The sequence below is a fragment of the Neobacillus sp. S1227 genome, assembly GCF_055385255.1.
This window is the reverse complement of sequence record NZ_AP038276.1, coordinates 2,688,397-2,700,756: the sequence shown is the minus strand read 5'-3', so window position 1 is coordinate 2,700,756 and position 12,360 is coordinate 2,688,397. Positions and strand designations below refer to the sequence as shown.

At 39.7% G+C, this 12,360-nt stretch carries 7 protein-coding genes and 1 pseudogene; 4 read left to right on the top strand and 4 right to left on the bottom strand.

What is annotated here, in order from left to right; all coding sequences use genetic code 11:
* Positions 1-295: 295 nt before the first annotated feature.
* Entirely contained in the window at positions 296-1,720 is a 1,425-nt protein-coding gene (locus ACZ5AE_RS13690) for an alpha/beta fold hydrolase (protein WP_464573155.1), read from the bottom strand.
* A 291-nt stretch (positions 1,721-2,011) separates the two neighbouring features.
* Between ACZ5AE_RS13690 and ACZ5AE_RS13685 the strand changes: the two genes are divergently transcribed.
* Complete coding sequence (locus ACZ5AE_RS13685; protein ID WP_464573153.1) at positions 2,012-2,593, top strand: TetR/AcrR family transcriptional regulator; 582 nt, start codon at positions 2,012-2,014, stop codon at positions 2,591-2,593.
* 24 nt (positions 2,594-2,617) lie between these two features.
* Positions 2,618-5,305, top strand: a pseudogene (locus ACZ5AE_RS13680) (cytochrome P450); the annotation flags it as partial.
* 244 nt (positions 5,306-5,549) lie between these two features.
* Here ACZ5AE_RS13680 and ACZ5AE_RS13675 read toward each other — a convergent pair.
* From ACZ5AE_RS13675 to ACZ5AE_RS13665, 3 genes are all read right to left on the bottom strand, one after another.
* A complete protein-coding gene (locus ACZ5AE_RS13675) occupies positions 5,550-6,959 on the bottom strand; it encodes an aldehyde dehydrogenase (protein WP_464573151.1) in 1,410 nt (469 codons plus the stop codon).
* An 8-nt stretch (positions 6,960-6,967) separates the two neighbouring features.
* A complete protein-coding gene (locus ACZ5AE_RS13670) occupies positions 6,968-8,167 on the bottom strand; it encodes an iron-containing alcohol dehydrogenase (RefSeq protein WP_464573149.1) in 1,200 nt (399 codons plus the stop codon).
* 212 nt (positions 8,168-8,379) lie between these two features.
* Entirely contained in the window at positions 8,380-9,051 is a 672-nt protein-coding gene (locus tag ACZ5AE_RS13665) for a helix-turn-helix domain-containing protein (RefSeq protein WP_464573147.1), read from the bottom strand.
* A gap of 303 nt (positions 9,052-9,354) precedes the next feature.
* Here ACZ5AE_RS13665 and ltaS point away from each other — a divergent pair, with 303 nt between their 5' ends.
* Positions 9,355-11,295, top strand: coding sequence for a lipoteichoic acid synthase (gene ltaS / locus ACZ5AE_RS13660; RefSeq protein WP_464573145.1), 1,941 nt, complete (start codon positions 9,355-9,357; stop codon positions 11,293-11,295).
* Between the two features lie 136 nt (positions 11,296-11,431).
* A complete protein-coding gene (locus ACZ5AE_RS13655; protein WP_464573143.1) occupies positions 11,432-12,355 on the top strand; it encodes a DUF7847 domain-containing protein in 924 nt (307 codons plus the stop codon).
* Positions 12,356-12,360: the final 5 nt, after the last annotated feature.

Sequence of the window (12,360 nt, the reverse complement as noted above, 5' to 3'; positions counted from 1 at the left end):
CTTGTAGGTCATAAGTCCAGAAAATTCTTATTACACAACACGAATTATGTTGCAATTTGTAAATGTAAGCCATTTCCAAAGAAATAAATAGACTGGTGCCAATTGGAGTGAAACGTAAACCAGCCTACAAAGTTGAAGAGTTAAAAGTTTGATCCATTGAAGAAAAAAATTATAGATTGTTTCAAATTAAATCAATGGGACTGGTTGGCTGGTTTATGAATAGGGAGTTCGTGCAAAGTAATTTAGGAGGAAATGAAAGAAAGCAAAGAACAGATGCTCTCTGCTTTCTAAATAATTATTTTGCAGTGTCCCATGGTGTTAAATCATAAGAACGTCTAACGGTAGTAAACTTGCTGCCAAAGTATGGATCTGCTACCGCGGTAGGATTCAGGATATCATCACCATCTGGTTTTTGACCCTTTTCCGTCCAATTAACCAAAGCATCAAATGCATTAATTTGTTCTTCGTTTGTAAATTCACAGTGTCCAATACCACGAATCGCGCGGGATACCAGCAATTCCTCCTTGCCTTTTTCTGCAGCCCTCTTCGCGTATATCTGCTCCATAGAGAAAGGCACATAAAGGTCACCAAGTGTATGCAAGGAAACAGTAGGAACCTTTAAGTCGCCTGTAACCTTAGGAATCGCAGCTAAACCATTATTATGACGTCCACTTGGATCATTTGAAATCCTAATTACACTTTCATTCAGAGCCTTTTCTTCAGGTGTTAAATTAGGATCACTGTCAAGTTGATAAACAGAGTCCGTATTGTTGATAACATTACCTGTGGCTTCTCCATAAGCAAGGTTTGTTGGCATACGTTGAAGTAGAAAATCGTCAAACATATGCTCATAAGCAACTTCAAACAATGGGCGATCTCCGCCGGATAGGTTCTCGGTTACTTTTTCTAATTTAAAACCTTTTTCGGTTAAATTTTTAAATACATATGATCCTGATGGGTCCTTTACTAATCCTTCCCCTAATATTGTTCTTAGTTGTGGAACCGTGACATTAAAGTAATTATCATCTGCCACAAACTGTTGTTCAGCTTTTGATTTTCCTGCCAATGATTGTGCCACAAGCCCATAATCAGTAAAGAAATCAAACAACTCCGAGTCTCCCAAAACCCCGCACATTGGCAAGGCGCCATCGACATCGCCGTACTGCTCAGCATAAACCCCTGTTACATGCCCACCCATCGAGTGACCCATGATGTAAGTACTTGTAGGATTACCGACTAAATTCCTAAACAAACCATTCAACGCGTGGGTGTCCTTTACACCGGATTCAACATCATAACCATTCGTACTATAGCTTGATGCCGCCCAAGCATATCCTTCTTGAAGTAGTTCTGCACGAATAGAAGGTGCACTTACCGTCAAAGCTGGCCCCGTTCCCCGATACCCATGCGCATATAACACAAGCTTCCCGTTCCAGTTTTTCGGCACTTCAATCCAATACCCGGCACCATTATGTATGCCTTTGAAAATTTTCGCATCCTCAAATCCCGCCACTGGTTTAATCGAATTTAGTTGCTCCTTATCAACATAAAAGTTTTTCTTATTCTGCCCATTAGGAACAAAAAACTCTGGCGGTTTAATATTCAATGAAGTGGATGAATCAGATGGTGAAGGCTGGTCTGCAAATGCGACGGAGCTAAGTACAGATAGAGAGAGAGTTGTAGATAAAACGGCTGCGAATCCTTTTTTTCTTTTTTTCATGAAACCACCCCTAGACATTAGAATTTTGGGAATATTACGACTAATATTCAACCATTCTGAGTATAAGACAAGCCTTTTATTTCGTATATTGAAATATTTCTACACGAAATAACAGCAGGAAACAGGTTATGATAAAAAAAAATAAATTATGATAAGTAAAATTTTATTTTTGGTGAAAGAGGTAGAAAATTCAAGCCATTTGGATTATTTAAAAAATAGGGATATTATCCCATGACGGAATGTTCCGAAAATATATAATGGTAAGTAAGTATTCACTAACCGAAAGAAAGGGTGAAGAATTTGGGATCGCAATCGGGTACCAAAAAGAAAATAATCCAGGAGGCACGCAAGCTCTTTGCCGAAAGAGGTTACAACGGTGCAACGACCGCCGAAATTTCCAGACGTGTTGAAGTTTCGGAAGCTGCTCTATATAAGCATTTTAAGAGCAAAAAAGATATTTTCCTTGCTTGCATAACTCCGTCTGTTTTTGTACCCCCCAAGATGAATTCTGATCATAATCCTGATCTGGTCAGAGACGTCATCAAAGCAAGGATAGAAGTAATCCGGAGCAATCTGGACAGCTTCAATATCCTTTTCAGGGAATCGCCCAACCATCCAGAGCTTGCAAGGATGTTTATGGAGCAAATTTATATTCAGGACAAAAGCATGGAACAGCTGTTGCAAAAGATATCCAACGGAAATCTCACCCCAGTCCAAATCCTTCTATTTGAATTAGGAATCACTAGCGCTATTTGGTCCATTCTCAACTTTGAAAAACTCCAGGAAGAAATCATCTCAGAAAAATTACCACTCGATCATATCGATTACGAAATCGCCGATGTTGTTTTATACGGTTTAATAGGTAAAAGGTGAGTAATTAACAGAGAGGAGCTTCTTATGGAAAATTATATGCGGATTCCGCAGCCAAAAACGTATGGCCCTTTAGGAAATATACCATTAATCGATAAAGATTCACCGACGCTGTCATTTTGGAAAATCGCCGATGAATATGGACCGATTTTTCACTTTGAAGCTTTTGGTTTTAACATGCATTTTGTATCAGGTTATGAATTAGTTGCCGATGTCTGTGATGAATCGCGGTTTGACAAAAGTCTCTCAGGAGGGTTGCATTTTCTGCGTGCTTTAGGAGGAGACGGCTTATTTACAAGTAAAACAAAAGAGCCGAATTGGCAGAAAGCCCATAACATACTAATGCCAGCCTTCAGCCAGCAAGCAATGAAGGGGTATCATGCGATGATGGTTGACATCGCCCAGCAGCTTGTACAAAAGTGGGCTCGTTTAAATCCAAATGAGAGCATTGATGTACCCGATGATATGACGCGTCTAACCCTTGACACGATCGGTTTATGCGGATTTAATTACCGCTTTAACAGTTTCTATCGGGAAACCCATAATCCATTTATCATTAGTATGATCCGGGCACTTGACGAAGCAATGCACCAAAGCACAAGGCTTCCTATTCAAACCCAGCTGATGGTAAGAACCAAGCGGCAATTTGAACGCGACATTAAGTCAATGTTTTCTCTGGTGGATAAAATCATCGCTGAACGCAAAGAAGGCGGCGACCAAGGGGAAACTGATTTGCTGGCCAGGATGCTGAATGTCAAGGATCCGCAAACAGGAGAGCGGCTTGACGATGAAAATATCCGGTTTCAAATCATTACCTTCTTGATTGCTGGACATGAAACCACAAGCGGTTTGCTTTCTTTTGCCCTATACCTGATTCTAAAACATCCAGAAGTACTGAAGAAGGCATATTTGGAAGTTGACCAGGTACTAGGCGATTCTATTCCTTCGTATCAACAGGTCCTCGACCTTAAGTACATTCGGATGATTTTAAATGAAGCTTTACGTCTTTATCCTACTGCGCCACAATTTACTTTGTACGCAAAAGAGGATACGGTCATTGGCGGGAAATACCGGCTCAAAAAATTCGACCATGTGTCCGTCATTTTACCAAAACTTCATCGCGATAAGGATGCATGGGGGGAGGATGCTGAAGTATTTCGTCCGGAGCGGTTTGCAGATATGACGAATATTCCCGCACATGCTTATAAGCCATTCGGAAATGGGCAGAGAGCGTGCATCGGTATGCAATTCGCTCTTCATGAAGCAACACTTGTGTTAGGTATGATTCTGCAGCGTTTTGACTTGATCGATCATATGAATTATCAATTAAAAATTAAGCAAACCTTAACGCTGAAACCGGATAATTTTAAAATTCGCGTAAAATTGCGCGAAAATAAAAGAATCGATACATTTGCTTTATCTGCCCAAAAAGTGGCATCCCCTAAAAATGAACAAGAAGCTCCATTGTATTCACTTGTTGGCGTGAATAATAGACCGTTGCTTGTTTTATATGGTTCCAATATGGGAACAGCGGAGCGGGTTGCACATGAACTTGCTGGTATTGTCCGTTTGCATGGGGTAAGAAGCGAGGCTGCTCCCCTAAACGAAAGAACTGGCAAGTTACCAACTGAAGGTGCCTGTATTATTGTCACCTCCTCCTATAATGGGAAACCGCCGCGAAATGCCCGCCAATTTGTCCAGTGGCTGGAACACCTGGAAACAGGTAGTTTAAAAGGTGTCCAGTTTGCAGTATTTGGGTGTGGCGATCACAACTGGGCGAACACCTACCAAGATGTGCCTCGTTATATCGATGAACAGCTTGCCCTTAAAGGAGCTATCAGATTTTCAGAGCGGGGGGAAGGTGATGCAGGCGGTGACTTTGAGAAGCAATTGGAAGAATGGAAAAAACGGATGTGGCAGGATGCCTTCAGGACTTTCGGAATTCAAATGGATAAAAAGGCTGACAAACAATCCAATACAATCTCTTTACAGTTTGTGAATGCTGTAATGGCTTCACCACTGGTTAGTAAGTACGAACCCGTACAATCTTCAGTTATTGAAAACCAATTACTTATTGATGCGGAAAGTGTAAGTAGCATTAGACAAATTGAGTTTACGTTGCCTGTAGGGGTAACCTATCAGGATGGGGATCAGCTCGGAGTTTTTGCATGGAATCGCAAGGAAGTCGTTGGGCGAATTTTAAAACGGTTTGGATTAAACGGGAAGGATCATGTGATTATCACCTGCAGCGCACGAACAACTTCCCATCTTCCATTAGATAGACCAGTGAGAATCTTTGATCTTCTAAGTCAAAGCGTGGAAGTGCAGGAAACTGCAACTCGAGCACAAATTAGTGAATTGGCCGCCTACACAGTTTGCCCTCCGCATAAGCGGGAATTAGAAGCATTATTAGCAGATGGGGTATTTGAAGAACTTGTTTTGAAAAATAAAGTTACTATGCTCGACTTGCTAGAAAAATATGAAGCCTGTGAATTACCGTTCGAACGTTTCTTAGAGCTATTGCCTTCACTTAAACCAAGGTGGTTTTCGATAACAAGCTCTCCAAAGGTAAGTCCGAATCAAGTAAGCATTACTTTAAGTGTTGACCAAGTGGCTCCAAGACAGGAGGGGGTTGAAGCCCAGAAAATAGATTCTGCATTCTTATCGGATTTAATGCCAGGTGAGGAAATCTTCTTGTTTATAATGTCCCGTGAGGTAGGCAACCACTCTATGGAAACCGGCAATATCAATTAGATTAAAAAAATGTCCCTGAATTCTTTAAGAGAACCAGGGACATTCTTTCTTCATCGCATTTGTCTATAGGGAGCCTTCCTATGGACATTTCCTCTTCCTTTCCCAGCGGTTTTGTCCGTAGGGAGCCTTCTTCCGGACATTTCCTCTTCATTTTCGCCATATTTTGTCCATAGAAACAATTTAACAAGTGCTCAAGTCTGGCAGTTTATTTCAAAAACATCCTCAACATCTTAAGCCCATTCTTAAAGTTCGGATAGCGAAACGGGATATCAAAAAGGGTGGTTTGCTTTAGGACGCTTTTCTTATGGGAGAAGGTATCAAAGCTGCCTTTTCCGTGATAAGAGCCAATCCCGCTCGGTCCGACACCACCGAAGGGCAGGTGAGGAGAGACAAAGTGATAGACAGTGTCATTCACACAGCCGCCGCCAAACGATACGCTGTTAAGAACCGTCTGCTGGACCTGGTTATTTTCCGTAAAAATATATAGGGCTAGCGGTTTTGGATGATTATGGATGCCATCAAGCACTTCTGATAAATGGCTGTATTCCATAACAGGAAGAATCGGGCCAAAAATTTCATCCTGCATAATTGGAGCATCCCAGCTTATATTCGTTATAACAGTCGGCTCAATCGCTAGCGTTTCCGAATTTGTTTTACCCCCATAATATAATTGACCATTATCCAGGAAGCCTTCCAGCCGCTTGAAATGACGCTCACTAACAATATGGGTGAAATCGGGGTTACGTAACGGATTATCTCCATATAAATCTTTTATTGTATTTTTAAACTCGCTTAGAAATTTGTCTTTGACATTTTTATGAACATAAAGATAATCGGGGGCAATACAAGTCTGGCCGGCATTCGTGAATTTGCCCCAGGCAATCCGTTTGGCAGCTACCTTAATATTGGCATCATCATGAACAATACAGGGGCTCTTACCGCCCAGCTCCAACGTAACTGGTGTTAAATGTTTCGCCGCAGCCTCCATGATGATTTTCCCAACGGGTACACTTCCAGTAAAAAAGATATAATCAAATTTTTCTTCTAGGAGCGCTGTGCTTGTTTCCACACCGCCTTCAACCACTGAAATATATTCTTCAGGAAAAAGTCCATTGATCAGTCTTGCCAATACCTCAGACGTTTTGGGTGTTAATTCAGAAGGTTTTAATACAGCACAATTCCCCGCTGCAATCGCACCGATTACTGGTGCAATGGCCAATTGAAATGGATAATTCCACGGGGCGATAATCAACGTCACACCATATGGTTCGGAATAAATGTAGCTCGCAGAACCAAAATGTGTCATTGGCGTTTTGACACTTTTTACTTTAACCCAAGTGCTTAGGTTTTTAATTGTAAAGCTCAACTCAGCAAGGACAAATCCAATTTCTGCAGCATATGCATCAAGCTCGGATTTATTTAAATCCGCCTTTAGCGCTGACATAATCTCTTTTTCATTTTCTTTAATGGCATCTTTTAATTTTTTCAAGGCAGCCAATCGGAAAGAAACATTCTTTGTTTGTTCCTTACGGAAAAAGGCCTTTTGTTTATTTACTAAGTAACTGTAATTTTCTTTAGTACCGGCTTCATTTAATAGGGGGGAGGAAATACTCATATTCACATCTACTCCTTTATCAGATGATAAAGCTTTAATAAATCATTTTTATAAAGAATCTTTGGAACAGGATAAAGAGGATTTGCTTCTTTGAAAGACCGTTCCACCATGAGCGGAATATCCTTTTCGATGATTCCGTTAACCTTGGTCGGGATCGCCATTTTTTCATTAAGCTCTTTAATGGCATCAATAAATTTCCGCGCTTTTTGTTCAACCGTATCGGAAGGTTTTGTTATTTTAACCAAATCTGCCAATTCTGACAACGGCTTATGGGCGGATTCCCCATAATACTCCAGTACGTATGGGAGAATAATAGCATTCGCCAAACCATGGGGAACCTGATAAAATCCGCCTAAGGTATGGGCGATAGCATGGACGTAGCCGACATATGCCCGGGTAAAAGCGATTCCGGCCAAATAAGCAGCCTTTTGCATGTTCGTTCTAGCCTGAATGTTCACACCGTTTGTATAACATTCATAAAGATTTTCAAAAATTAACTGAACCGCCTCAATACTGCACTGTGTTGTTTCTTTCGTATTGCTTTTTCCAATATACGCCTCTACCGCATGCGTTAGTGCGTCAATTCCGGTTGCGGCAGTGATATGGGGAGGAAGCTTAACAGTAAGAAGCGGATCTAATACAGCATAGTGGGGGATAAGAGCTGTGTCCATTATCGCGTACTTTTCATGTGTTTCGCTGTTAGAGACAACGGCTGCAAGTGTCGCCTCACTTCCCGTTCCTGCTGTCGTCGGGATGGCGAACAGCGGGGGGATTCTTTTCAACACCTTTAGGACGCCCTTCATTTGTGGGATGCTTTTTTTAGGCCTTGCCACACGGGCCCCGACACCTTTTGCGCAATCCATTGGCGAGCCGCCGCCAAATGCAACAATTCCCTGGCAGTTGTTTTCCTTGTACATTTGAAAGGCTTCTTCAATATTTTCTATTGTCGGGTTTGGGACTGTATTATCATAGATGAAAAATTGGACACCCTCATTTTTTAAAGCTTCTAAAAAAGGCTCCATCAGGCCAACGGATACAATCCCTTGGTCGGTCACGATTAAAACGCTTTCAATTCGCATACCTTTAATAAAGCTTGGAAGTTTACTTAGGCTATTTTCTCCTTCAAATAATTCGGGTTTTCGCCAAGGAAGTATATAAGAGGCCGCTTTCATTCCACCCTGATACGTTCTGCAGTATAATTCGTACATCAAAAATCCCCCGCTTTCAATAAAAAATATAAGACCCAAAATACCCAAAAAACCAAAAAATATATACAAACTATATATCGCAAAAACGAAGGGAACGTCAAGAGAATATTAAAAAAATTCTGAAATATACTACCTTTGCAGTATATGGACTGAGATTGATATTAAACCAAAAAACTATCTATGAAACTAAAAATCAGCCAAAATCGGCTGATTTAACTTTTTTCAATGAAATTAATTAATAAACTTAATTCGCCAGCATTAAGCTCGCTAACATTGTCAATGAATTGCTGAACGAGTCTCACCATATCCGGACTTAATTCCTCACCAACAGATTGAATTATCATACCAACAACAGCGCCTGTAAAAACCATTAACTGCACCTTAGCTTCCTTGGATGCATTGATTAAGTTTACCGTTAAGTCCTTTACGTTTTTTCCCAGTGTATTCAAGTACAGTAGCAAAATACTAAGAAAGTAGGCACAAAACTCCAGCTTAACTTCTACATGTTTCATGAGCGTAATGATTTGATGAATTGCTGCCCGTAATGGCAGATTTTGCGGATTTTCCACTAATTTGATGACCTCTTGAAGGATGGATTCCCACTCTTCTGCATTCGATAGCTCTCTACGGTCTTTTTGAAAAAAGCTTTCTGCAATTTCGGTGGGGGAGAAGACAACGAGTGAACGGCCAGCTTCATTCTTATTCGTGGAATACGTTCTTTTTACAAGCCCCTGGTTTTCCAATTCTTTTAAAACATCATAGGCTGTCCATTTGCTTACTCCGATAGCTTCAGCAACCTTAGAATAATGGACAGGGTTGTTTGTTTTCTTATATTGACGGTAGATATGATCAAGGAATTCCTGACGCCTTTTTGTTAGAGACAAACTTTTTTTCACCTCAGATCTATAGATGGTAACTTATGTAATTAAATTTCATGATAACATGTATTATACCATTCACACCTTATTATAATGGACAAGATTTATTAATTATCATGGTTGACATTTTCAAAAAAAGGAGTATAGTTACTATCTTGTGAGCAGGTATATTACGTTTTTTCTTGTTTTGTTCATAGTTTGTTCATATTTACCATTTAAGATAATTACTAGGCTAAATAGTATTAATCACATATAGGAAAATAAATAAGAGTATGCAATAATGATTAGCTAAAAGGAAGGTGTTTAATAATGAAACTAAAAGGTCAAGGTATTTCTCAAAAATATATTGGCTTTTTCTTTTTGGCCGTCATTCTTCTTTGGATTAAAACATATATTACCCAGTTAACTCAATTTGACTTAGGGATCCAAAACTCTATTCAGAAGTTTTTATTATTTTTAAATCCATTAGGGTCGGCGTTAATATTTTTAGGAATTTCAACATTATTTAAAGGCAGAAAAAAATACATTTCACTGATTGTCATTGATTTTCTATTATCGTTCTTATTGTTTGCCAATGTAGTGTACTATCGTTTCTTTAATGATTTCATCACGTTGCCAACATTGACGCAAACACAGAACTTTGGCGATGTCAGTGGAAGTGTGTCATCTTTATTGAAACCATATGATTTCTTATTCTTTATAGATACAATTCTATTAATTGCCTTACTTGTTTTTAAGATTGTAAAAGTCGAGAAGAAAGATATGAGCCGTCCAAAGGTTGCTGCCTTGTTTTCGTTGGCACTTGCTATTTCTTGTGCGAACCTGTCATTAGCAGAGGCAGACAGACCACAGCTGCTAACAAGAGGCTTTGACAGAAATTACATTGTTAAATATCTTGGTATGTACAATTATACTATTTATGATACGGTGAAAAGTACGACAGCTTCGGCTCAACGGGTAATGGCAAGCACTGACGATGTTACTGAGGCAAAAAACTATACCAATTCCAATTACGCTGCGCCAAACCCAACATATTTTGGTGCTGCTAAAGGTATGAACGTCATTTATCTGCACCTTGAATCAACACAAAACTTCCTAATTAATTATAAGCTTCACGGGGAAGAGGTTACACCGTTTTTAAACTCATTAACACGAGACCAGAATACCCTTTATTTTGATAACTTCTTCCATCAAACAGGACAAGGTAAAACCGCTGATGCTGAGTTTATGCTGGAGAACTCATTGTTCGGCCTGCCGCAAGGTGCCGCCTTTACGACAAAAGGCATGAACACATTCCAATCAGCACCCGCAATTTTAGGCCAGCAGGGTTATACATCTGCAGTATTCCATGCGAACTCAGGAAGCTTTTGGAACCGCAATGAAATTTATAAATCTTTTGGCTACGATAAATTTTTTGACGGAAAATATTATCACGTAAATACTGAAGATCAAGCAGAATATGGAATGATGGATAAACCATTCTATGAACAATCAAAACCAATGTTGGAAACATTACCAGAACCGTTCTATACGAAATTTATTCCAGTTGCTAACCACTATCCTTATAAAATGGACCAAAGCTTAGCAACGATTGCACCGGCAGAAACTGGCGATGCATCAGTTGATGATTATTTCCAAACAGCGAGATATGAAGATGAAGCTTTAAAAGACTTCTTCGACTATTTAAAGCAAACAGGATTACTTGACCGTTCTATTATTATTATGTACGGTGACCATTACGGAATATCCGAAAATCATAACAAAGCAATGGCACAAGTATTAGGGAAAGACATCACCCCATTTGAAAGTGCTGGCCTGCAGCGTGTTCCATTATTTATTCGTGTCCCTGGCATCCAAGGGGGAATTCATCATGAATATGGCGGCCAAGTCGATATCCTTCCTACACTGCTTCATTTGTTAGGAATTGATTCAAAACAGTATGTCCAGTTTGGTACTGATTTATTGTCAGAACAGCACGACCAGCTTGTTCCATTCCGAAATGGCGATTTTGTAAGTCCAACAATTACAGCTGTTAGAGATAAATATTACGACTCTACAACAGGGTTAGAACTTTCACAAGATAAATTGGATGAGGCTAAGAAGTACCACGAGATCGTGGACGAAAAGCTGGCAGAATCGGATAAGGTCGTAAATGGAGACTTATTGCGTTTCTATACACCTGATGGCTTTAAACCAATCGACAGAAGTAAATATAAATATAGCAAGGATCAAGAAGGTTCTTCTAAATAAAAGACGCTCTCCGGGTTTTGGCTCGGGGAGCTTTTTTGCACTCGCTACTTGTAAATTTTTGCACATTTTTACACTTATTAGACAATAGTAATGTTAAAATAATTCTTGTAACAATTAAATTAGGGGGGATTTTAGATTGGATTCTAAGTTTTCAAAGCCGAAAGGATTCGGAGAAATACTCGATCATACATTCAGTTTAAGTAAAAACAGATTTAAGGATTTCTTTATGATATTTCTCTTGCTTTTAGGTCCTGTTTACTTGTTACAAGCCATCATATTATTAATATCAGGAACAAGCTTCTTTAGGGAAGCGAAAGGCAGCGGTGATTGGTTTGAACAATTCATGACCAGCTTTGAAAACCAAGGAACCTTTGACGCTGGAAGCTTTGGGGCTGACATTGGAATGGCGGTGATTGGACTAATCACAGTTATTCTTGGTCCAATCACTGAGGCAGCTATTCTTTTTGCCGTGAATCATATCCGCAAAAATGAGGGGTTTACTGTCAAGTCGGTTATCAAGCAAGCCCTATCACGGTTCTGGCCAATGCTGGGCAGCAGTATTTTATTCGGATTGCTTGTCTTTGGTATCATGCTCGTTCCTATTTTACTCATCGTCTTTTCAGGAGTAATTGGCTCCTTGGCCAATCCTGTTTTAGGCATATTATTAGCTATCGGATTATTTCTAATCTTTGCACCAATAATAGCTTACTTATTAACGCGCTGGAGTTTTTATTTCGGGTCGGTAGTTCTTGACAGACAGTCACCAGGATTCGGCAGAAGCTGGAGATTGACCAAGAAACGTACATGGCCGCTTATGGGACTTTATATAATTTTTTATTTAATCATTAGTATTATCAGCTTCTCAGTGGAAGGGACAATTGGGCTAGCTTTAGGAAATAGCGTATTGTTTACCATAATTTCAAATCTTGTGACCTTAGTTACAACAATGATTTTCTCTGTTGGATATGCCGTGATGTACCTAGATTTAAAAGTGCGCCACGATGCCGATGATTTAAAGGAAATGATTGAAGACTATGATCGTACCTCTTTTTTTAATTAGGTGAT

Excerpts from the sequence above, each read along its gene's own strand:
- ACZ5AE_RS13670 (WP_464573149.1), bottom strand. The coding sequence starts at position 8,167 with ATGTACGAATTATACTGCAGAACGTATCAGGGTGGAATGAAAGCGGCC.
- ltaS (WP_464573145.1), top strand. The coding sequence starts at position 9,355 with ATGAAACTAAAAGGTCAAGGTATTTCTCAAAAATATATTGGCTTTTTC.
- ACZ5AE_RS13675 (WP_464573151.1), bottom strand. The coding sequence starts at position 6,959 with ATGAGTATTTCCTCCCCCCTATTAAATGAAGCCGGTACTAAAGAAAAT.
- ACZ5AE_RS13690 (WP_464573155.1), bottom strand. The coding sequence starts at position 1,720 with ATGAAAAAAAGAAAAAAAGGATTCGCAGCCGTTTTATCTACAACTCTC.